Raw genomic sequence first — 23,323 nt, 5'->3', positions numbered from 1 at the left:
AAAGGGCCTCCATCACGAGGCCCTTTGTTTTGCACGGTCGAATACCCATCCAAACCCTGCCGCGATCCAGTCATCCAACGTAGATGCATGTTGCTGGATGCCCAACCCGAGCCGAGGAGTCCTTCGGCGCCGCAGTACGTATGGGACATGGTCAACCGGTCTCCGCTGCGATCTCTATGGAACCTGGAAGGCATCAGCCTGCGTGTTGTGCTGCGACGAACCGCGCGATCGTTCCTGAAAGATGACTTATTAGGCCGTTCGGCACAGCTCGCGTATTACTTCCTGTTTGCAGTCTTCCCCGCGCTCATCGCAACCAGTTCCCTGCTCGGCATTGCGGCCAAATCCGCAACAGGGTTTTACATGGAGATCCTGCAATATCTCGCCAAGGTGATTCCGCCGGAGGCATTCGACCTGGTGCTGCACACCTTCGATCAGACGACGGCACATTCCACCACCGGAAAGGTCACCGTTGGCTTGCTGGCAGCACTGTGGTCCGCATCCGTTGGTGTTTCAGCCATGCAGGACGCTTTGAATTCGGTCTACAACATCCGGGAATCGCGATCTTATTTGCGGGCTCGTCTCTCCGCCATGGTGCTGACCGTCGTTATCTCCATCATGCTGACTTTCTCTTTGTCATCGATGCTGGGAGGCGACCTGCTCGGTCACTGGCTTACCGCAACGATTGGCCTTCACGCTGTGGTGGGCTGGATGGCGCGCGTTCTCGGATATGCTGCTGGCGGTTCCTTTCTGGCATTGACGATCGCCTTGCTCTACTACTTCGCGCCAAACTTCAAGGCTCGGGCCTGGCGATGGCTTACACCCGGAGGGGCACTCGGCATTACCTGCTGGTTGACAGCCTCCATTGGGTTGAGAACCTATCTGCAGTTCTTCAACAACTACTCGGTGACCTACGGTTCTCTGGGAGCTGTCATCATCCTGCTGACGTGGTTTTACCTGACAGCCTTCACAATCCTGCTGGGAGCGGAGTTCAATTCAGAGCTGGAAGCAGCCATTGCCGAACGCAAGCTGGCGCAGGAACAGCTCTCCCATCCGCCTAAGCCGAGGAATGAGGCCGCCTAGGACAGATCGACGCAGCTGTATCTTCCCGCATCGAAGTAACCACTTGATACACTCATGTTTTCCCCATATGCATCAAGCACTTCTTCAAACCGACCTGCCTCTGCCGCTCACTGCTCGCGGTAAGGTGCGCGATATTCTGGCGGTCAGCGACCGCGAACTTCTGTTCGTTGCAACCGACCGCATCTCGGCATTCGATCATGTACTCGGCTCAGGCATTCCGGACAAGGGGAAGGTGCTGACGCAGCTCTCTCTCTTCTGGTTTGAACACCTGAGGGAGATCGTCCCTAACCATCTGATTACCTCCGATGTTGCCAGGTATCCGTCTCCATTACCGGAATATGCCAAGCAACTCCAGGGGCGCTCGATGCTGGTAAAGCGGGCGGAGATGTTCCCTGTTGAGTGTGTCGTTCGCGGATACATCTCCGGTTCCGGATGGAAGGACTACCAGAAGACCGGCATGATCTGCGGCATTCCACTGCCCAAAGGTCTACGCGAGTCTGACCGGCTGCCGGAACCGATCTTCACTCCCGCAGCTAAGAACAACGTGGGGCACGACGAAAACATCTCTTTCGAAGACGTGATCCAGGTTGTCGGGCGAGACACTGCCAACCAACTGCGTGACCTGACCTTGGCCATCTATGCCAAAGCCTCCGCTCATGCCGAATCGAAGGGGCTAATCCTGGCGGATACCAAGTTCGAATTTGGCGTAATCGACGGAGCCATCACGCTGGCGGACGAGGTGTTGACACCGGACTCCTCCCGTTACTGGCCGGCCGATCTGTACTCTCCCGGCGGAGCGCAGCCCTCCTTCGATAAGCAGTACGTGCGCGATTATCTGGAATCAATCCACTGGAACAAACAGGCTCCCGCGCCCGCTCTGCCGGAGGAGGTCATCGTTAATACCCGCGCCAAGTACCTCGAGGCGTATCAACGCATCACCGGCAACCCTCTTGAGGCGTAGCCAAATTGAGGTGTAGCCAAAGAGTCAACAGCTAAATCCGCCGGGTATCACTCAAAATAAAGAGTGATGACCCCGGTGGACTATGCCATCGTCGCTCTGCTTGCCTGGTCGGTGATTGCCGCCTTTCTGCGTGGCCTCATCCGGTCATTGTTTTCGTTGGCAGGCATCGCACTCGGCATCGTGCTGGCGGGGATGTACTATCCGCAGGTCGCGGCTCTTCTGGCCCGATGGATCACGGCACGGCCAGCCGCTGAGACAGCGGCATTTCTGATCATCGCCTTTGCGGTCATGCTGCTGGCAACACTGGCCGGCTTTGCCATCCGCAAAAGCTGTGAGGCCGTTGGACTTGGCATGGCTGATCGCCTGGGAGGAGCTTGTTTTGGATTTCTGCGGGGTTGTCTGGCCGTTACGGCAATTGTCATGTCCGTTGCGGCTTTTTTGCCCAAATCGACCCTGTTTCGCCAGTCGTACCTAGCTCCCTATTTCCTAACCGCATCGCATGGGGTATCCTTCATCGTGCCAACTGATTTTCAGCAGCGCGTGATGAACGGTGTCTCGCAACTCAAAAAAGAGGCCGCTACGGTCTCCCGACATCGGTAAGAGAACGACTGTAACTTCGAAGAGGAAGAAATGAAGCGAGAACTTGAGACTCTAGTCGCACAGATGCACAATGCAGGAATCAGCTATACCGACGCTGTGCGCGAGTTCAAGAAGCGCTACATCCTCGAAGTGCTCGCGCATCATCGCGGCAACCAGTGCAAGGCTGCGGAAGAGCTGGGCATGCACCGCAATACGCTCTCCCGTACGCTGGCCGAGCTGAACATGGACTCGAACGCCATCCGCAATGGCCTCCGCCGTCCCGTGCGCAGTGAGCGCAACGTGGAGCGGCCGGCATTCAATGTTGTTGTCGGCGCACGCTAGAGCGTTTTTCCTGTAGGTCTAGCGTAGGGCTTCTGCATTCATGGGCGTTTTCCGCAATGAAAACGCCGCGACACTCCTTTACCGGGATACCGAGCGACAGGAAAAATGCTCTAATCCCATTCTTTCGCGTCTAACTCTTCGATGAAGCATCTTCGCATCGCCGTGGCCGCAGTCTTGCTTGCGGGTGCCGCGTGGTCGTACGTCGGTGCGCAGACTCCTGCCAAACCAGTCTCGGCAAAACAGGCCAGGAAGGCTGCCGATGCTTACCTGGAAGGTGCGCGGGCACTGGACCGGAACGATCTGGTTGCCGCCGAAAAAGCCTTCGCCAAGGCTTTCAAACTGGATCCCTCCAAGGCTGAATATGCCGCCGCCGCGCTAACCGCCCGGGAACACCGTGTCACGAAGCTAGTACAACAATCAGCCAATGCCGGGCTCTCGGGGAACCTGACGGACTCATCCCGTCTTCTGGAACAGGCACGTGCCCTCGCTCCGGACAATCCGATCGTGACGCAGCATTTCGCCAACCTCGATACCACGCCGCGCGTTGAGGCCGTGCCCACCTTACCTGCCGATGCGGCGCCACAGCTTGCCGGTCCGATCTCCCTGGCCCTCAAAAACACTCCGATCAGCCTGCATCTGCGGGGAGGGGCGCGCGAGGCCTATATGGCAGCCGCCAACCAGGCCGGCCTGCGCGTTATCTTTGGCAACGGCCTCAGCGGCGAGCAGACGAAGATTGATCTCGACGGCCTGACCTATCAGCGTTGTCTCGATATCCTCGGCCAGCTCTTCCACGCCTTCGCCGTTCCCATTGACGAACACACCATCATCGTCGCCGGCGACACCCTGGAGAATCACGACCAGTACGAGCATCTCTTTCAGGAAACGGTGTACCTTGCGGGCCTGAATAACACTCAGATGACCGAGCTGGGTAATGTTGTGCGTCAGGTCTTCGATATCAAGCTGGCGACAGTCCAGGTAAATTCAGGAAACCTAGTGGTACGAGCGCCGCAGCAGTCCATCAACGCCATGAATGCCGTGCTCAGCGACCTTCTGGATGGCGGAAGCGAAGTTGTCTTTGACCTGAAGGTCTATTCCCTGGACACCTCGCGTACGCGGAATGTAGGCATAATTCTTCCGACGCAGCTTAGCGCCTACAACCTTGCATCACAGGCGCAGAGCATCATCTCGTCCAACCAGAGCCTGATCAATCAGCTTTACGCTGCCGGCATCTTCACTTCGTCGACAACACCGACGCAGATTGCGCTGTACCTGTTGGCTTCGGGCGTTGTGAGCTCCAGCCTGTTGTCGAATTCGTTCCTCGCCGTTGGCGGAGGCCTGACAACCACTGTTCTTTCTGCCGGACTCACACCGATACTGAACCTGGGTTTCACGTCATCCGACTCGCGTGCACTGGATGACGTGATGCTGCGTGTCCGAGACCGAGAGCAGTCAACCTTCCGCGCGGGAACGCGGTATCCGATCGCCACGTCTCTCTATTCGGACCTCACTTCGACAGCATCATCGTCAGCTTCATCCCTGCTGGCGCAGTATCTGGGAACCAATTCCTCTTCGTCCAATCTGCTGAGCAATGCCATTCCGCAGATTCAATATGAGGACCTGGGGCTGACTTTCAAGGCCGAGCCAACCATCCAGAAGACCGGGGACATTCACGTCAAGATGGACTTCAAGATCGAGGCACTGGCTGGAAGCTCGCTGAACGGCATCCCTGTACTCGCAAGCCGCCAGTACGCATCAGATGTCACGACACATGACGGAGACACTATCATGCTGGTCTCGGCCATGTCAGAGCAGGAGGCGTACGCGGTCAGCGGCCTGCCGGGGCTGAGCGAGCTACCTGGCTTTGGCAGCACAACGAACAAGCAGAGCTCACGCAGCAAGAGCGATCTGGTCATCCTGCTGACGCCCCACATTGTTCGCAGCCGCCGCAAAGGAAATACCGGCCCCCTGGTTCCGATCACCGTTTCCAACAACTAAGTTATGGGCGGACTTGATTGATTTCGCCCCAATCGATATAGTTGTTCTTGGAACGGGCGGGAGTAGCTCAGTGGTAGAGTGCTTCCTTGCCAAGGAAGATGTCGCGGGTTCAAATCCCGTCTCCCGCTCCAATAAAGTCCCTCCACTGCTGTCAATCCCTACAGCATTCGGCGCGGTACCCAAGTGGTAAGGGAGAGGTCTGCAAAACCTTTATGCGTCGGTTCGATTCCGACCCGCGCCTCCAAACTCCCCAACAACTTAGCGACTTACGAAAATCCTCCATCCAACGCTAAGCGTCCCACAGGAAAATTCCTCGTACATCCGCTGGATAACCTTCCATCCAGTCGCCTGATCGCGCACGTTGCAGGATGCCTCGGCGGAACCGTGCCCCGCCCATCTACATAGCTTCTTTGTCCTACTTGCCTATTCTGAGGTTGTCGAATTGCACTTTCGACCAATCGCTCCCGAAACCGGCCATCCCTGAAGAATGCGCGGTATCTTGAACCACCGAAAGTTGCTTCCCGTCTAAGAGCGCGGTGATGGAGGCCCCCTGAAACTGCAGCTCCATCCTGTGCCACTCTTGTCCGATATCGACATGGCCCTGAGCAAGTGCCATCGGAGCGTTCTTGAATCGCGTTGAAAGCAGCGACCACTTTCCACTCGCTTCAATCTTGAAGACGTAAGCGCTTGGGTACATAGCCTTGTGGTCCTGGAAGACATCCGCGGAATCTATCCGTCCCAGTACTGTTGCGACACCATCCTTAGGCAGCATCACATCGATGCCAACTTTGTAGTCGCTCCACTTGATGTCACCTGCGATGGTGAACGGATCCGGACGCGGAGACCAGGGAGTTGGCTTTTCCGTGATCTCCTGTTGCAGGCATCGGCCGGTGCGTCCGTCACATGCAGACGCTTCAAATGCGCCGTCCTGATCGCTCAGATATTTCGCGGTTCGACCGGTCTCCACTGCTTCAAAATCGTCGGAATACGGGAAAGGAAATGCCGCGGCCGCGGGCGGATGCCTTGTGCCGCGCGTTTGGCCAGTAGTTGTCGTGATGGTATAGATGGAACCCGGTTCAAAGTCATACGTCACTCGGCCATCTTTCACAGGAATAGCAGCAATCTGTTCAAACGTCTTTGTTGCATTCGTCTGCCAGACAAACGCGGTTCCGATGCTCAGCCCCTTACCCAATTGCAGGGTGACATGCTGCACGCGATTCGCGGATGTGGTTTCCAGGACGACGCTCCAATCAACGGGCTTGCTCCCCGACAGAGGAGCGTGCATAGCGACATAGGTGCCGCTATCGTCTGGCAAATAACCTGTCGCAGTGTCCATGTACTTCCATCCCGGCTCAACAAATTGTGTCGTATGCGCCGTTACCCAGATCGTGGACTGCACATCGTAGTTTCCTGACCACGGCGTATTGGCATACATCAGACCGGAGTTCGGCGCGGCGAGGAGATCGTAGTACGAAGTGATTGGGCTCCAGATCTCGGTTTTGGTAAAGCGTCCCTTGACGTAATTCTCGTTGTAGCGCCGGGCCAGGATACGTCCTCCGTGAGCCCAATCTCGCGCGATAAAGGGGCCGCTTCCAGGGTTTGGTTGATCTTCGCTGGACCAGACGCGGCGTTGAGTGTCCTGAATCGCCGCCGGTGCGATTCCTGGAACCTCGGCAGGATAATGCACACCAATCACGTCGACCGCTTTATCCAGCATCGGATCCGAGTTCACTTTATCCAGTACCGTGTACATGCCAGAATTCGGCGTCATGTCACAGCAAACGATCTTCGTCTTCAGGCCATGCTGGTCAAGCACCGTGCGCAGCAACTTTACCCATTCATAGTCAGGACGACGCTCATTCCACGCCCCGGTGTATTCAATATTCAAACCTTGTTTCTGCGCACCCTTCAGGAAATCGGCGACGTATTCCGCCATGTCTTTACTGAAAAACTTGCCGTGCCCCACCCAGCCAGGAGTCCCCCATGCGAGCGTGTCCAACACAATAGCCGGGTTGCGCTTCCGCGCTTCCTTCATCAACCACCATTCATACCCGCGAGAATAGTCATGGTCTGTTGCTGATCGCATGTGGCTTGGCTCGGACCCATCCGTGGAATTGACGTCCGACCCTATTTCAACTTTCAGATGCTGCAGCGAAGCCCCGAACTTCGGCTTGAACAGGAAGTCCAGGATCTCTGACCTCTGCGGTTCTGGATAGTCAATGAGCAGGCGGGAACTGGCGCCAGCACTCACTGCACCTAGTCCTTCAAACACCTTACCGGAGCTGGTTGTATCCAAGTGGATCGTCGTCTGTGCCGCGCAATACATCCCGGATAGAAGTCCGGCCACAGCGGTTAGGACAAAAAGACGGCGGTGCATGGAATTCATCGTGCCCCTCATCAGAAGACATATTTCAACGCACCTGGAAGAACCAGAGCTGGATATACTCATCCTATGCTGAAGAGATTACTCCCCTTCTCTCTTCTTCTCCTGACGGCGGTAGGATGGGCACAGTTCTCTGCCCAGGGAGCTATTCATCTCGACGTAGTTTCCATTAAAGAAAATCGGTCTGGCGTAGAACCGGGCTATCTTAGCATCCCGCCTGGCGGCAACAAGATCGTCGCCACGAATTCTCCGATGTTTCGAGTCATCGGTTTTGCATTCAATAGACAGCGGAATGATCTCATCGAAGGTTTGCCTGGCTGGGCTCGAGATCTGCGATGGGATATCGAAGTGACGATCGCGGAAGAGAGTGTGGCCGCCTTCAGACAGATGTCCTTCGAGCAGCAAAAGGAAGTACTGCAGCAGGTATTGAAAGAGCGGTGCGAATTGATCGCGCATACCGGGAAAAAAGAAGTTCCGGTTTACGCTCTCGTCGTTTCCAAATCTGGAACAAAGATAAAAGAAGTTTCTCCCACTCGTACCGACGCTACGCAGCGAGGATGGGATATGACGCAGAGTGCGGGCAGGGTTGATGGCCGGGCCGTTCCAATGGAGGCTCTTATTTATGCGCTCAGTAAAGTTGGACTCGAACGGCAGATCATTGATCGAACAGGATTGGCGGGACGGTACGATATCTCGCTGGTGTGGACGCCCGATGACAAAGTATTGAGTACTCCTGACGCGGGAGAGAACGCCCTTTCTTCTAGAACGTCCATCTTTACGGCGCTACAGGATGAGCTCGGACTAAAGATGGAAGCCACCAAGGCAGATGTCGACGCCGTGATCGTTACGCGCATTAATAAGCCATCGGCAAACTGAACAGACCTGACTCGCACTCAAAGCATCTGCATCCTGGAACATCGGTGCGTTTAGCGTTCCTCTGTTCTTCGCAGATAAATGCGATAGCTATAGGGCTGCTGGGGATGACGCCACCATACGATTGGTCGCGAAGGAGTGTACTGCAGAATCTCAATGTAGTTATGATCGACATAGTCGGCGAAAAGGCCCCACCGCTTCAAACGATCGAAGGACAGTTCATGACTGAAGCAGTCGTTGTCAGTCATAACGAGCAGCCGTGGAGGAGAGGCACGAAAACCGCTCCAGAAATGTTCCCGGTAAAGAAGTGTGGCGGGCCTTTGTGGTTCAGAAAAAAGGTAACAATCGTACAAGAGGCCCGAACTCTGCCTGATTCCAATCTCATCCAGAGCCGCTAAACATCCCGCAAAGGTATCAAGGCATTGCGTATCGCCGTCCGCAGCTCCAAGACTACGTAGCTCCCGGGTTAACGAAACCTGAAAATCATTGTTTCGCCACTCGTACTTCGAAACAGCTACGACGGACACCGGCGCTACAAAAAGAACAAGATCCGCAACGGCTAGCCACGAAGTAATACGTACCCACCGAGGCTTGAGTGTCGTCAACGACTCCGCAACTGCAATACCAATGAGAAGCAACAGAAATGCAGCGGCGGGATAGCGATGATAGAGGAAGCCCTTACCCTGCCACCAATACGACCCGCAGGAGAGCAGCAGTGATCCCGAAATCACCTTACCTTCAGATGTCCTGAGCCATGAACTTGTGACTATGGACGGTAGGGCCAATAAACAAGCTACATAAAGAATGGATGCTACAGGGGTAAACAACAGCTCTTTGAACGGCAACCGTCCGAGAGCATTGTGATACTCGATGAGCGGCCAAAGGTTGATAAAAGCCCTGAGCGCTGCATGACGCCAAAGATAGATCGCCGACGCTGCAGCTGGCAGAAAAAAGCCGACGGCGCTCAGAACGGTATAAGCAACGCTTTTGCCCGTTCTGCGAAGGCGCCAGCCTGTTACAGCACCGAAGAGAAGCGCTATGGGGACCGCGGTCGGCTTCACGATAGCCGCCAGACCGAAGCAGATCCCTGCGAAAGTTCCGTAGCGGATCGTGCCGGTTCTCAGGCAGCGGAAGCTTAGCGCGGTCCCCGCAAAGAGCAGAGAGGTCATCATGAGATCCCGCTGCCCACTTTGCATGAGGCCATCCCTGACGTGGAGCAGGAAGAACACAGAGCCGGCAGCAAAACCGGCGAGCCAATGAACCGGGACGCTAATGTAGATCATGCTGACGACGATGACGAAGCAGAGTGCAAAGTCAAAGAGACGCCATGCGACTGCACTCGCTCCAATACTATGTATTGCTAGCGCCTGAAGGATGTACGTGCCCGGAAGGTTGATGTCCCAGATGTCCTTGTACGGGGTCATGCCGTGATCGATGAGAAAGATCACGTACTTCATGAGAGATGCGTCTCCAACAATCGGCCAATGGAGCGTATCAACACAAACTGCGAGAACGCAGGAAACAAGAATCCCGGCGATGATGCTCTGAAGAAGAACCGCCTTTGATGCCACGAGCGTAGTCTACCCCGACGGAGAGAATATAGGAGGACGACACAATCTGGGTTATTGCCCGCTCTCCTCCACAATCGCTACTCCCCACGGAGCCAGGTCCAACATCTGTCCGCGATTGATCTGCTTTCCTAAGAGAAGCTCACTTCCCTTTTCATAGGAATAACTCAGCTGTTGCTTATCCTTCGAGTAGTTCAGGAAGTAATGAACAGGATGTCCGTTCTGTAGCGTTCCGCTACGGACGATCAAGGGAAAGCGGACGTCAGGTAGCGCCCCGACACCGGCTCGCTTCACAGCATCTCCCAGGATCTTTTCCGCCATCGCATCCGTCGGCATAAAGCCCAGATAGGTGACTTCCCCCTTGCCGTAGCTGTTCCGTGTCACTGCTGCATACGCCGGCCACGAAGAATGCTTGTAGCGCGCCAGCACTGTTGCGGTCGTAGGATTCAGGAACTCCATCCACCAGCGGACCTTGTTGTCCTGCTCGCCCACACCGAAGGGATCACCATCCAGTGTGACACCCTCCGGAATCGCGAACTCGCTGTACTTCACGCCCGCAGCTTCGGAGATGCCGCCGGGTTGTGCAGCATAGCGCACCTTCGTGTTCTCGTCGGAGAAGCCGCTCTTGAAGGTGTAGACGAGGTGGCCTCCGGCTTTGGCGTAGGCATTCAACTTCGCGATCTCCGCATCACTGGCTGAGTACAGCGCAGGTACAAGGATCAACTTGTAGTCGCTCAACGAAACCGTCGACGATGGAGAGATGAGATCCACCTCTACGTTCATCCGGTAGAGGGCATCATAGAGCGAGCGGAGCACCTGGTTGTAGCCGATGCCGCCGTCCGTATTGATGCGAAATGCGTCGAAGCCATCGAGCGCTGTGTTACTCACATACATCGCAACCTGATTGTGTTTCTTCATATTGACGAGCTTGCTTCCTAGCCGCTGCAGATCGGCACCGATAGTCTTTGCTTCGTCGTAGGTCGGGTTGGGCTGGTAGTCCTGTGTGAGCACTCCTCTCCAATAGGTTTCGATCCCATTGGCGGTTGTGGCCCAGTGCCAGTACTCCACCATGTTGGCGCCGGAGGCGATGTGGCTGAAAGCCTGCAGGCGAAGCTGGCCGGGATACGGTGTCCAATTCGGAAACCCCTGCGCCTCAGTCTCCATCAGAAGGAAGTTCTTCCCATTCTTCATGGAGCGAGCGACGTCGCCACCAAAGGCGATCCCCGCGCCGGTGAGCTTGTCCTGGCTTGGGTAGTAGATGTCGATCCCGGCAACATCCAGCGCCTTGGCCGCCTCCCAATGGTTTACTTCGGGCTGGACTCCATAGGAATAGCCCTGCCAGCTTAGATCGAAGTTCTGGGTGATGAACTGACCAGGCCGATAGTGTGCGCGAACCAACCCGGCCTGCCAGGCGAGATACTCGGTCACCAGACCCCGCTGAAATTCTGAGAAGGCATTCGAGAGGCTGGCGTTGATGGAGGCATCCACCGACGGAAAGTCCTCCCAGCGATTGATCCGGTTGCTCCAGTAATCGAGACCGAAGGCATGGTTGAGCCCGTCCAGACTTGGGAACTTGTGCTGCATCTCCTTGACGAACGCTGCCTGCACATTCGCTCCGGTATTGCCGTACGCCTTCGTCTCGTTGTCGACCTGGTATCCGATAACGGCCGGGTTGTCCTTGACGTGGTCCACGAGAGCGACAATCACCTGCTCGGCCGCACGCCGGAATTCGGGATTGGTGATGTCCATATTCTGACGAGGGCCATAACGGGCCTGCCCCTCACGACGGACGACCAGGATCTCCGGGTGCTGGCGAGCCAGCCACGTCGGAATCGCGTAGGTCGGCGTTCCGACGATGACCTTGATTCCGTTTCGTTGCATGGCGGCAAGCATGCGATCGATGTGCGAAAAGTCAAATACGCCGGGCTGAGGCTCGAGCGTCCCCCAGGTGGACTCGGCGATACGGACGACCGTAATGCCGGCCGCTTTCATCATCCGCGCATCTTCTTCGACGCGGTCAACCGGGGTGTATTCGTCGTAATAGGCAACGCCAAAGAGGATCGTGTCGGGCAGCTGCGCTATTGCCCTGGAGACATGCAAGCCAATCAATACCAAAAGAGCGATCTTGCCAATCACATAAAGAAAACGTTTACTTGCGATCATCTGTGTCTCCACTTTCCCGTTGCTATTGCCGCCCTACCATCACACCAAATGAATGGCAGATATTGCAAGCCTTTTGAAATCAGCGCCATCGGGCTCGCTTTCCCCATGCGATGACAAAACAAAAACAAGTCGCCCACACAGTTACAAATCGCTGACATGCAGGTGACATTGCCATGAGACCGGGTCTCTATCGTTTTTCTTGAACGAGCAAAACGAGGTATCCGAAACTGGCACGCTCACGCAAAATCGTCTTCTTCTTCCCGTCGTTCGCCAGTACGGAAGCGACGGCGCCGTTAGGTATTCTTGCCGTTTCGACACCGCTGGAACGAGCCGGCTATCAGATATGTCTGGTCGATTCGACCATCACGCCGGACTTCCAGAAACGGGTTCTCGAAGAGGTAAAGGACGCCCTCTGCCTGGCTGTTTCCCTCGTCACCGGACCGATGATCCGGGAGACAGTTGCGATTGCCAGGGCTGTGAAAGAGTGGAAGCCTGACTTCCCCATCGTCCTGGGCGGATGGCATCCGTCACTGCTGCCGCAGCAAACGCTCGAGGCTGCGTGCGTGGACTACGTCGTCCGTGGGCAGGGCGAGGACGCGATGCTTGAGCTCGTGCAGCACCTCAGCAGCGGATCGGCTCCCGACCTCATCGCAGGCATTGGGTTCAAGCGCGACGGCCGCATCATCTTTACGCCGGAGAGGCCGCTGCGCCCCCTCGTAGAGATGCCGCCGAAGGCCTATCACCTGGCCGACTTCGATGCCTACGAACGCTCCTGTGGCCGGAGATGGGCAATGTACACCTCCAGCCTTGCCTGCCCCTTCAACTGCGCCTACTGCACCAATGGCGGCGTCTACGGAAGGAAATGGAATGCCCTCCCCCCTGAACAGTTTGTCGAGGAGACCGTCGATCTAAGCCGGCGCTATGAGCTGGAGATGCTTTGGGTAGTCGACGACAACTTCCTCGTCGATCTTGACCGGGCACGGGGAATCGCCGAGGGCCTGGTTCGCGAGAACTCGCACTACACCTGGAGCATCCAGGCAACGACGAATCTTGTGGCAAGGCTGTCGTTGGAAGATATGCGTTTGCTGCGCCGGGCTGGATTGAGGCAGGTATGCCAGGGTGTCGATTCAGGATCGCCGACGATCCTGAAGGCGATGAATAAAGACTTCCAGGACTTCGAATCCATCTACGAGAGCGCAGCGCGTTGCCTGGAGGCCGGCATTCGCCCCTCCTTCAATATCATCTTCGCCTTCCCCGGCGAAGGACCAAAGGAGCGACGCGAGACCGTCGAGTTCATGCTCGATGTCTGCCGCAAGTTTCCAGGCGCAGAGTTCTGGACGAACATTTTTACGCCTTACCCAGGCTCGCCGATCTTCAAGCGCACCGCTGAGATTGGCATTGAGCCGCCGACCACGCTGGAAGGCTGGGCGGACTTCTTCCCCCGTTACACTGAACTTCCCTGGCTGAAGGGTGAGGACCATAAGCGGCTTCAAGATACCCGTGAGTACCTGCGACTGGCCTTCAATCGCATCCCCATCGCCGCCGACACACGTCCGCCGATCATCCGGCTCGCCCAGAAGGCCATCTCCTTCCCAGCCCGCTGGCGTTTGGATCACGATGCGTATCGCTTCCCGGTCGACATCTGGCTGAACAACAAGCTGAAGAAGCGGATTCCCAAAGGAAAACCGGCTGTGGATGCCAAGCGGCTTGCGCGCACCCCAGCGGAGGCAGCGGCATGCTGAACGTGCTGCCAGCCAGCGCCATCCGGCCGGCTCCGGCGCACGGTTCACCACGGCCATCGCCCGGCCGAAACAAGGTGGTGTTGTTCTATCCGCCCTATGACGGTCCGCCGCTCGGGGCCCCGCTCTGCCTTCTGGCGCTCGCCGGAGTTCTGCGTGACGCGGGCTTCAGGGTCAGCATCATCGACGCCTGCATTCACAAGGACTACCTGCAGCGCATCGTGGCGGAGAGCGCCGACGCCGTCTGCGTTGGGATCTCTGTTCTGACCGGACCAATGATCCGTGGGGCTATCGCAGCAGCAAAGGCGCTGAAGGCATCTCGCCCCGAGCTTCCGGTGGTCTTTGGCGGGTGGCATCCCTCACTGGAGCCGGCACAGACGGTTCGCGAACCCTACATCGATGTAGTGGTGCGCGGACAGGGAGAGCTGACCATGCTGGAGCTCGCCCAAGCTTTCTCCCAAGGCAATTCGGTTGGCCCCATCGCTGGCATCCACTGGAAGCAAGACGGCGAGATCATCGAGAATCCCGAGCGCACCGTCGCTCCCATCGGCACCTTCGCGCCCCCCGCCTACGACCTGGCGGACTTCGACGCCTATGAGCCGCTCAATGGACATCGCAAGCTGGCCTACGCCACCAGCGTGGGATGTCCTTACGCATGCAACTACTGCACTGACATGGTGGTGTACCGGCGACGCTTCAACGCCTACGATGCGGACCGGGTGGTGGGCGAACTCGTCGATCTGGTTCGCATGTACCGGATCGACGAGGTCGCTCTGCTCGACTCGAACTTTCCCGTGGACGTAAAACGAGCTCTCGCGATCGCACGCGGGATCGTCAACTCCGGAGTTCGCTTCCAGTGGACCTTCCAGGCTTCAACCGATTTCCTCTGCCGAATGACCCAGGACGAAGTACAACTTCTTGCCGACAGCGGCGTAAAGGTGATGGGCTTCGGTACTGAGTCAACCTCGCAGCGCGTGCTGAAGCTGATGAACAAGCGCCACCAGCGCGTGGACGAGATGTACGAGACGGCACGCAAAGCACACGTCTCCGGCATCAAGATCAACTTCAACCTCATCTTCGGATATCCCGGGGAAACCGAAGAAGACAGGGTACTTACTTTCCAGACAATGAGCGACATCGTGGAACGGTATAACAACGTCCAGTTTTCCCCAAATCTGTTTACTCCCTACCCCGGCATTCCCATCTGGCCACAGCTTCGCGAGCTAGGAGTGCAAGAACCTCAGACGCTGGAGGAGTGGATCAAGCTGCCGCTCAGCGTCAATGCCCTGCCATGGCTACGGGGAGAGGAGCTGGAACGCCTGAAACGGATGACGGAGTACTTCCTGCTGAACGGCCAGGTTCACCGCCGGCACGAAAAGGAGCCTCTGAAGACAGCTGTTCTTCGCCAGTTGTTCAAACACACCGTAAGCTGGCGTGTCCGCTCCAGCCACTACGGCTTTCCCTGGGAGCTCTGGGCCTCCAGACTTTCTGGACCACTTGCATCCCGCAGATCGTTGGTGACCGGTCAGGAACTTCCTGACCAGGCAGCCGCGTGTTAGCACGGAGTCCCCACGATGACAGACATCCTTCTTACTCACTCCTATCACCTGGCGAACGATCCGAAGCAACTACGGAAGATGCAGCCCTATGCCCCGCTGGGCACCCTCTACGCTGCCGCGGCGCTGCGAGAGTCCAGCGTCTCGGTCAAGGTCTTCGACACGACATTGCAGGATCCGCTCCACGGCATGAAGGCTACGCTTCGGCGGGAAACTCCAAAAGTTGTAGTTATTTACGAGGATGACTTCAACTTTCTCTCTAAGATGTGCCTACTCTCGATGCGCCAGACAGCACAGCAGATCGCACGATTGGGTAAGGCTGCAGGAGCGGTCGTCGTCGCACATGGTTCCGACGAGACTGACTTCGCGGAAGAGTACCTGAAGGCCGGCGTGGATTACATCCTGACGGGAGAGGCAGAGAACACGCTCACGGAGTTGTGCCGGGCCATCCTTGCAGGCCAGGATCCATCTGAAATCCCAGGCTTGATCTGGAAGGATACGGCGGGTTCGCTTCATCGCAGCGGTAGCAACCCAGTTCGTAACACCGACTGGTCGAAGATGCCGCCGCCGGCGCGTGACCTCATCGACATGAGCCTCTACCGCAATGCCTGGACCGACGCTCATGGGCGCTTCTCTGCGAATGTCGTCGCCAGCCGGGGTTGCCCCTACTCCTGCAACTGGTGCGCGAAGCCAATCTCCGGCAACAAGTATCAGCTTCGTCCCGCCTCTGATGTCGCACGGGAGCTGCGTGATTTGAAGCAGCATCATGGTGCCGAACACATCTGGTTCAGCGACGATATCTTTGCCCTCAACCGGCACTGGCTGCAAGACTTCGCCCAGTGGGTACGCACCTACGATGCCGTCATTCCTTACAAGATTCAGGCAAGAGCCGACCTCCTGCGGGAGGACGTTGTCGCCCTGCTGGCTGAAAGCGGATGTGACGAGGTCTGGATGGGCGTCGAGTCGGGATCGCAGAAAGTTCTCGATGCGATGGACAAACGTCTTCATGTCTCGGATGTAGTCGCGGCAAGGACCCATCTGGGCGCTGCGGGCATCAAGGCATGTTTCTTCCTGCAGCTGGGATATCCCGGGGAGGGATGGCAGGAGCTGCTGGAAACACTTGCACTGGTTCGGGCGACGCGCCCGGATGACATCGGTGTCAGCATCTCATATCCCCTGCCCGGAACGGTCTTCTATGAGCGCGTTCAGGCCGAGCTCGCGGCAAAGCGTAACTGGAAGGACAGCGACGATCTCTGCGTTATGTTCTCCGGAGCGTATTCCGACAACTTCTATCGCACGATTCGCGATGCGCTGCATTTGGAAGTCAATGGATGGAAGAGCGGTTCGGCCAATGAGCGGGAGGTACATGCCATGTGGGAAGAGATTGCCACTCTTGAGCCACGGGAGCGGAGAGACGTGGAACATGTGCTGCAGCCACGCTCCGGTAAGGATTCAGCGAGTTTTCTACCGCTGCATGCACTTACACCTGCTGGAGGCGCCGTATGACTCCTGACCTGTTGCTGGCCCACGGCTACTTCCTTTACGAGGACCCGAAAGAGCTGCAGATTATGAAGCCCTATGCCCCGCTGGGCATTCTTTATCTGTGTTCGCATCTGCAGGCAAAGGGCTTCGACGTCGAGGTCTTCGATACGACTTTTTCGTCCAAGGCAGCCCTGATCGAGCGCCTGCAGACCGGAACACCATCAACGCTGGGCCTCTATGCCAATCTGATGACTCGCAGCAACATCGTGGAGCTGCTTCGAATCGCACGCGAGGCTGGATGGCGGACGATCGTCGGAGGTCCGGAGCCTGGGGCATACGCCAAAGAGTATCTGGATGCGGGTGCGGAGTTTGTCGTCCTGGGCGAAGGCGAACTGACGCTGGAAGAGCTGATGACTGCCATCCGCTCAGGCGGGCTCGATCAGGTCGGCAAGATCGATGGCTTGGCCTACCTCGAAGACGGAGAGCTTCGTCAGACCGCGCCGCGGGCACAGATCAAATGCCTGGACGACCAGCCATGGCCTGCGCGCAAGATGGTGAACATCCAGAAGTACGTCGATACATGGCGTACACACCACGGCAAAGGCTCCGTCAACTTCATCACCGCACGCGGATGCGCCTATCGCTGCCAGTGGTGCAGCCATCAGGTCTATGGCAACACCCATCGCCGTCGCGATCCGCTGCTAGTGGTAGATGAGGTGGAGTGGCTGCTCTCGGAGTACCAGCCTGACATGGTGTGGGTCTCGGACGACGTCTTCACCATCAACCACACCTGGTTGCGTACCTACGCAGCCGAGATGAAGCGTCGTGGTCTTCGCATTCCATTTGAGTGCATCTCACGGGCCGACCGTTTGAACGAAGAGGCGATGGACCTGCTCGCGGAGTTGGGCTGCTTCCGCGTCTGGATCGGATCAGAGAGCGGGTCACAGCGCATTCTTGATTCCATGCAGCGCGGCGTAAAGCTGGACCAGGTGCAGCGCGCCGTGGAGCTGAGCAAGACCCGCGGCATCGAGAGCGGAATGTTCCTGATGTGGGGCTACGACGGCGAAGAACTTGAAGATATCGAAGCCACCATCCAGCACGTCAGCCGGACTCAGCCGGACATCTTCTTTACAACCGTGTCCTATCCGATCAAAGGAACGCCGTACTACAAGAAGATCCAGAACGACCTGATTCAGCTTGCACCGTGGGGCACGAGCTCCGACCGGGAGATCAAGATTCGCGGCCGCCATTCGCGCCGCTACTACAGCTTCGCCGACAAGCTGCTGCGCAGCGAGGTCGCTCTCGCCCGGATGCGTGGCGTCAATGTACCGGACGAACAGGAGGTCAGCCGCCTGGCGGAAGAGATACGCAATGCCCGCACCGGCCTGATGGATGCGGCCGCAGAGGTAGAGGCATGATTGCGACGCACCCAGCGGGACAGGCTTTCGATGCGATGGCCGACACGTATGACGATGACTTCACGCAAAGCCACATCGGGCGGGCGCAGCGGTCTGTCGTCATGCAAGATGCGTTCCGCATCTTGCATGGCCGCAGGAGGCTTCTGGAACTGAACTGCGGTACTGGCGAAGACGCTCTGCGTTTTGCAGAAAATGGCTGGAAAGTGTTAGCTCTGGACGCATCGGAGCGGATGATTGCCTGCGCCCGGGTAAGGCGGGAGACCGCAGGAACGAAGGAGAACCCGCAGTTCCGGCAAGTAGCCACAGAAGACCTGAGAGAGATTGCTGGTGAGTTCGACGGGGTATTCTCGAACTTCTCAGGTCTCAATTGCGTCCGCGATCTCGCTCCGGTAGCTCGCATACTGGCGGAGAAAACCTCACCGGACTCTCCGCTGCTTCTCTGCTTGTCGACACGTATCTGTCTCTGGGAGACCGCCTGGTATTTGCTGCATGGCAATCCCGCAAAGGCCTTCCGCCGTTGGAGCGGGAGACATGAGGCGATGCTGCAGGGGATGCCGGTGGATGTCTATTACCCCACCCTGAACACGCTTCGTACAGCATTCCTGCCACACTTCAGGCTCCGGCGGGTGCGGGCGATCGGCCTTTTTGTGCCACCGTCATACGCGGAAGCTTGGATACAGAAACATCCACTTCTGCTACGGATGTTTGTCCGGCTCGATGCCGTGTTTTCCCGGTTGCCACTGCTGCGCGTCCTTGGAGATCACATGCTGTTGCACTTCGAGAAGAGCGGGGAGGCTGTGTGATTCTCCTCTTTCATCCCCGTGCCGTAAAACCTCGAAGCCGACGGCTCCCTCTCGCCGTGCTTGCTCTGGCAGCCGTGCTGGAAGACCGTGAGGAGTATGAGATCGTCGACGGCAATGTCGATGATGACCCATTGGGCACACTCCTCGGCTTGATCGACAAGCATCGCGTGGAACTGCTCGGCGTCTCAGTGATGCCCGGGCCGCAGATGGCTGCCGGCATGGAGGTCTGCCGCGAGATCCGTAAACTTCGTCCTCACGTTCCGATCGTCTGGGGAGGCTACTTCCCTTCTATTTATCCGGAAGCGACGCTCAATGCGAAGTACATCGACTTCGCGGTTCGCGGACAGGGAGAGGACACGTTGCTCGAACTGCTGGAAGCGCTTCGCGGAGAGCGCACCTTCGAAAGCATCCTTGGGCTCTCGTACAAGGACCAGTTCGGCTTCCATCGCAATAACGCGGAACGCCCGATGAAGGGACCGGACGCCTTTCCGTGGTCTCCCTTCCACCGGCTTCCCGTCGAGAAATATCTTCGCCCGTCGTTCTTTGGCAAACGCACCGCAGTGCACCACGCCAGCATTGGCTGCCCCTTTAACTGCAGCTTCTGTGGCGTGCATGCAGCATACGGTAGAACCGAAAAGTTCGAATCTCCGGAGCGTACTGAAGCGATTCTGCGTCATCTGGTCGAACGCTATAACGCCGACTCCGTGCAGTTCTACGACATGAACTTCTTCCTGAGCGAAGACCACGCCCGGGAACTCATGGACCGTATTGCCCCATTGAAGCTGCGCTGGTGGTGCGAGGCGCGCGTCGATATCATGTCCCGCTACAGCGACGAGACCATGCAGGCCATCCGGCGTGCCGGATGCACGATGATCTTCTTCGGCGCCGAGTCCGGTTCAGACTGGGCTCTGAAAGAGATGCAGAAAGGCATCACCACTGAGCAGACGCTGATCATGGCGCGCCGGACACGCGAGGCCGGCATCATTCCTGAGTTCTCTTTCGTTGTCGGCAACCCAAAGGATCCCGAGCGCGATACCCGCGAGACGCTGGCGTTCATCCGCAAGATCAAGCGCATCAACCCAGATTCGGAGATCATCATCCAGCACTACACGCCGACTCCGCAGCGCGGTTCGATGTATGGCGACGTTGACGACAAGATCAGCTTCCCGACCAGCCCGGGAGAATGGGCCGAGAAGAAATGGATGGACTTCACCCTCCGCATCGATACCCGCGCTCCGTGGATGAAAGACAAGACCAAACGACTGATCGACAATTTCGAGATCGTTGTCGCTTCACGCTGGCCCACGGTGCAGGACATCCGCGCCCCACGGTGGGGACGTTACCTGCTCCAAACACTTAGCGCATGGCGTTATACCTTCCGTTTCTATACTGCCCCTCACGAACTGGTACTGGCGCAGCGGTTCATTGATCTCAGGAAACCCAAGCGTGAAAGCCTATGATCGCGGCTCCGGCAACTCCCGAAGTGTTTGATGAGTGGGCGCCGGTCTATGACGAGACCTGCAATCCCTTCTGCTCGCTGGAGGCAAGGCTGCTTCGTCAGCTTCTGCCTACATTGCGGGGAAAGACCATTCTCGATGCCGGCTGCGGGACTGGGAGACACTTTTCCCTTTTAAGTACTCTGCAACCGGAGTGGATTCACGCTGTAGATTACTCCGCCCAGATGCTGGAGCTGGCGAGACAACGGCTCCCAAGCAACGCGACGCTTTACCATGCAGACTGCATTGCAACTCCTATCTCCGCACAGTCCGTCGATGTTGTTCTTTGTTCCCTTGTTCTGGGATATGTGAGCGATCTTGCGTCCTTCTGCAGCGAGATGCGGCGGTTACTCCGGCCGGGAGGCCAGATCATCCTGGCAGACATTCATCCCAACACGGCACAGCGACGCGGCTGGAATCGTTCTTTCCATCAGCAGAATGAAGAGATAGCGATTGCCTGGAACCAGATTGGTTTAGAAAAGCTGAGGGCAATCTTTACATCCGAAGGGTTCCATTGCGTATGCCACCTGGAACCTGGATTTTCCGAAGCGGAGCGAGAAATCTTTGTACAGCAAGGTCGGGCTCATTCCTTCGAAGAGCTTCCCGAAGAACCAGTGATGTATCTGCTTCAGCTTGTTCGAGAGGCACCCCAGACGGAATTCGCAATCACTGGAGCGCAGTGTGCGCTATCGGCATATGATGCGTTGCCACGCACACTTACCGTCGAGGGAGGACGGATACGCTCCATCCTGGATAGCTCGCCCGAGGCGATGACGCAGATTTCCCTGGGCGGATATCTCGTTCTCCCCGGTCTGATTAATGCGCATGACCATCTGGAGTTTGGCCTCTTTCCGCGTTTGGGAGACGGTAGCTATACCGATGCTCAGGAATGGGCCACCGCAATTCACGCGCGTTATGCCGAGACCATTGCACTACACCGCAGTGTTCCGCGAGAGATCCGTGTTCGCTGGGGAGCGCTGAGGAATCTGCTGTGCGGTGTGACAACAGCCTGTCATCACAATCCGATCACAGACATCATGCGAGATCCTGAATTTCCAGTCAGCGTCGTGGAAGAGATGCGCTGGGTACACTCCGCAGCATTCGATTTCGAGGGACTTCAGGAAGAATCATCGATCGATTCTGGAGAGATTCTGATCGTACACGCGGCGGAGGGAGTTAGCGCGCGCGCAAAACAAGAGATTGAAATGTTGCAGGCGTTAGGTCTGTTGCGTCCTTCCACCATTCTTGTTCATGCACTTGCTGTTACGCCACAGATGATCACAAGGCTCAACGAAGCGGGTGTCAGTTTAATCTTCTGCCCCAGTTCCAATGAGTTTCTCTTCGGAACGATTCCAGCCGCTGCACTTCTGGAGCACTTTGAGAATGCTGCACTTGGAAGCGATTCTCCGCTTACCGCTTGTGGTGATTTGCTGGATGAAGGTGCCTTCGTTATGTCGCGTTACGATCTCCCGGCGGCGCGACTCTACTCCATGCTCACGGAGAATCCGGCAACCATGTTGCGACTGACAGACGGTCAGGGGAAGATTAGGATTGACGGCCGAGCCGATCTGATCGCGGTACCCGACCGTGGCCTTTCACCGGCGGAAACGCTTCGGCGCGTGACATGGCAGGACGTCCACTTCGTGATGCGAAATGGCATCGTCCAGCTTGTTGCGGAAGAACTCGCACAAATGCTTCAACCACAGGAGCTTGTCGGCTTCACGGAGATACAGGTCGATGGCCGGCGACGCTGGATCCGCGGAGATCTTCGAGCGACATTTGAAGCAGCCGCCGTGCTGCAGCAGCACGGCGTGATCCGCCTGGGAGAAAGGACGGTGGCTCTTGCCTGACACAACAGCCATCGCGGAGACAACGCAACTCCAGGAGCATCGCATCACGCGGATGCCGATCCTTCTGCTGCACGTGCACAGCCGGTGCAACTGCCGCTGCGCGATGTGCGACATCTGGAAACGCGAGGAGAACCAGGAGCTCGATATCTCTGTTCTGGAACGTCAGCGTGAGTCGCTGCTCTCGCTGGGTGTGGAGCAGGTCGTCTTCACCGGTGGTGAAGCGCTGATGCATCGAAAGCTGCCGGAACTCACGCACTTCTTCCGTGAGATAGGAGCAACCCTGACCCTGCTGACCAGCGGGCTTCTGCTGGAGAAGCATGCTGCTCTAGTCACCGCGGAATTCCACGAAGTTATCGTCTCTCTCGATGGACCTCCCGAGGTTCACGATCAGATCCGCGGTGTCAAAGGAGCCTTTGCACTGCTCTCTCGCGGCGTCCATGCACTCAAGCGGCAAAGCGCGCTTCCGGTCAGAGCACGGTGCACCGTACAACACGCTAACTTCGCTCATCTAGCCGCCACCGTAGACGCCGCGCTCGATGCCGGGCTGGATGGCATCTCTTTCCTCGCCGCGGATCTTTCGTCCACCGCCTTCAACCGGGAGCTGGTGTGGCCCATCGAACGACGCAGTGCGGTTCAGGTAGATGCTACCGAGCTCGAGACCCTCAACCGGCAATTCGACCTCATCGCGGAAGCGCGGGAGCGGCTTGCCCCGGCATTTTCGATCGCAGAGAACCGGAAGAAACTCCAACGCATTACAGACCACTTTGCGGCAGAAGCTGGCCTGGTTCCACATCGAGCTCCGGTATGCAATGCTCCCTGGGTCTCGGCGGTGTGGGAGGTCGACGGAACCGTGAAACCCTGTTTCTTCCACCAGCCCATCGGCAACCTGGCACACGGGACGCTGGAAGACATCTTGCACGGCGATAGCGCCTCTGAGTTCCGGTCCGGCCTGAAGGTCGATGAGAACGAGATCTGCAGACGCTGTGTTTGCTCTCTCAATTATCAGCCCTTGAACGACGCCGGCGTTTAGAAATG

At 57.2% G+C, this 23,323-nt stretch carries 17 protein-coding genes and 2 tRNA genes; 16 read left to right on the top strand and 3 right to left on the bottom strand.

What is annotated here, in order from left to right; translation table 11 throughout:
- Positions 1-87: 87 nt before the first annotated feature.
- The 7 genes from FTW19_RS14015 to FTW19_RS13985 all read left to right on the top strand — a co-directional run bounded on the left by FTW19_RS14015 (position 88) and on the right by FTW19_RS13985 (position 5,201).
- Positions 88-1,080: a YihY/virulence factor BrkB family protein gene (locus FTW19_RS14015; RefSeq protein WP_187142986.1), complete on the top strand. Its 993-nt coding sequence runs from the start codon at positions 88-90 to the stop codon at positions 1,078-1,080.
- Positions 1,081-1,147: 67 nt separating this feature from the next.
- Positions 1,148-2,041, top strand: a complete 894-nt coding sequence (locus FTW19_RS14010) for a phosphoribosylaminoimidazolesuccinocarboxamide synthase (protein ID WP_147648212.1) — start codon at positions 1,148-1,150, stop codon at positions 2,039-2,041.
- A 66-nt stretch (positions 2,042-2,107) separates the two neighbouring features.
- Entirely contained in the window at positions 2,108-2,641 is a 534-nt protein-coding gene (locus FTW19_RS14005) for a CvpA family protein (RefSeq protein WP_147648211.1), read from the top strand.
- A 30-nt stretch (positions 2,642-2,671) separates the two neighbouring features.
- On the top strand, positions 2,672-2,962 hold the full coding sequence (locus tag FTW19_RS14000; protein ID WP_147648210.1) for a helix-turn-helix domain-containing protein: 291 nt from the start codon (positions 2,672-2,674) through the stop codon (positions 2,960-2,962).
- A 141-nt stretch (positions 2,963-3,103) separates the two neighbouring features.
- Entirely contained in the window at positions 3,104-4,957 is a 1,854-nt protein-coding gene (locus FTW19_RS13995; protein WP_147648209.1) for a type II secretion system protein GspD, read from the top strand.
- A gap of 56 nt (positions 4,958-5,013) precedes the next feature.
- A tRNA-Gly gene (locus FTW19_RS13990) sits at positions 5,014-5,088 on the top strand.
- A 38-nt stretch (positions 5,089-5,126) separates the two neighbouring features.
- Positions 5,127-5,201 (top strand) — tRNA-Cys (locus FTW19_RS13985).
- A gap of 171 nt (positions 5,202-5,372) precedes the next feature.
- Here the strand turns inward: FTW19_RS13985 and FTW19_RS13980 are convergent.
- Positions 5,373-7,343, bottom strand: coding sequence for a galactosylceramidase (locus tag FTW19_RS13980; RefSeq protein ID WP_187142985.1), 1,971 nt, complete (start codon positions 7,341-7,343; stop codon positions 5,373-5,375).
- A 66-nt stretch (positions 7,344-7,409) separates the two neighbouring features.
- Between FTW19_RS13980 and FTW19_RS13975 the strand changes: the two genes are divergently transcribed.
- Positions 7,410-8,216 (top strand): TIGR03435 family protein, encoded by an 807-nt coding sequence (locus FTW19_RS13975; RefSeq protein ID WP_147648207.1) that lies wholly within the window; start codon positions 7,410-7,412, stop codon positions 8,214-8,216.
- Between the two features lie 50 nt (positions 8,217-8,266).
- On the opposite strand, the gene FTW19_RS13970 is transcribed toward FTW19_RS13975, so the two are convergent.
- On the bottom strand, positions 8,267-9,670 hold the full coding sequence (locus FTW19_RS13970) for a hypothetical protein (protein ID WP_147648206.1): 1,404 nt from the start codon (positions 9,668-9,670) through the stop codon (positions 8,267-8,269).
- A gap of 165 nt (positions 9,671-9,835) precedes the next feature.
- The gene (locus FTW19_RS13965; protein ID WP_147648205.1) at positions 9,836-11,944 is read right to left on the bottom strand and encodes a beta-galactosidase; all 2,109 of its coding nucleotides are present in this window, start codon (positions 11,942-11,944) and stop codon (positions 9,836-9,838) included.
- Between the two features lie 227 nt (positions 11,945-12,171).
- Here FTW19_RS13965 and FTW19_RS13960 point away from each other — a divergent pair, with 227 nt between their 5' ends.
- From FTW19_RS13960 to FTW19_RS13925, 8 genes are read left to right on the top strand one after another with little or no spacing between them, the layout of a single operon-like run.
- On the top strand, positions 12,172-13,686 hold the full coding sequence (locus FTW19_RS13960; RefSeq protein WP_147648204.1) for a B12-binding domain-containing radical SAM protein: 1,515 nt from the start codon (positions 12,172-12,174) through the stop codon (positions 13,684-13,686).
- Positions 13,680-15,242 carry a B12-binding domain-containing radical SAM protein gene (locus tag FTW19_RS13955; protein ID WP_147648203.1) on the top strand — a complete coding sequence of 521 codons (1,563 nt, stop codon included), beginning with the start codon at positions 13,680-13,682 and terminating at the stop codon, positions 15,240-15,242. The genes FTW19_RS13960 and FTW19_RS13955 overlap by 7 nt, the downstream gene beginning before the upstream one ends.
- A gap of 15 nt (positions 15,243-15,257) precedes the next feature.
- Positions 15,258-16,745 (top strand): B12-binding domain-containing radical SAM protein, encoded by a 1,488-nt coding sequence (locus FTW19_RS13950; RefSeq protein ID WP_147648202.1) that lies wholly within the window; start codon positions 15,258-15,260, stop codon positions 16,743-16,745.
- Complete coding sequence (locus FTW19_RS13945; RefSeq protein ID WP_147648201.1) at positions 16,742-18,139, top strand: B12-binding domain-containing radical SAM protein; 1,398 nt, start codon at positions 16,742-16,744, stop codon at positions 18,137-18,139. Before FTW19_RS13950 ends, FTW19_RS13945 begins: the two co-directional genes overlap by 4 nt.
- The gene (locus FTW19_RS13940) at positions 18,136-18,942 is read left to right on the top strand and encodes a class I SAM-dependent methyltransferase (RefSeq protein ID WP_147648200.1); all 807 of its coding nucleotides are present in this window, start codon (positions 18,136-18,138) and stop codon (positions 18,940-18,942) included. Before FTW19_RS13945 ends, FTW19_RS13940 begins: the two co-directional genes overlap by 4 nt.
- Positions 18,939-20,402: a B12-binding domain-containing radical SAM protein gene (locus tag FTW19_RS13935; protein ID WP_147648199.1), complete on the top strand. Its 1,464-nt coding sequence runs from the start codon at positions 18,939-18,941 to the stop codon at positions 20,400-20,402. Before FTW19_RS13940 ends, FTW19_RS13935 begins: the two co-directional genes overlap by 4 nt.
- Positions 20,399-22,288, top strand: coding sequence for a methyltransferase domain-containing protein (locus tag FTW19_RS13930; RefSeq protein ID WP_147648198.1), 1,890 nt, complete (start codon positions 20,399-20,401; stop codon positions 22,286-22,288). The genes FTW19_RS13935 and FTW19_RS13930 overlap by 4 nt, the downstream gene beginning before the upstream one ends.
- Entirely contained in the window at positions 22,281-23,318 is a 1,038-nt protein-coding gene (locus FTW19_RS13925; RefSeq protein ID WP_246153299.1) for a radical SAM protein, read from the top strand. The genes FTW19_RS13930 and FTW19_RS13925 overlap by 8 nt, the downstream gene beginning before the upstream one ends.
- Positions 23,319-23,323 lie beyond the last annotated feature (5 nt).

It is taken from the genome of Terriglobus albidus, from assembly GCF_008000815.1.
In the GTDB taxonomy this organism is placed as follows: Bacteria; Acidobacteriota; Terriglobia; order Terriglobales; family Acidobacteriaceae; genus Terriglobus; species Terriglobus albidus_A.
Note: the sequence above shows the minus strand (reverse complement) of the source record. Positions and strands in the feature narration are given on the sequence as shown.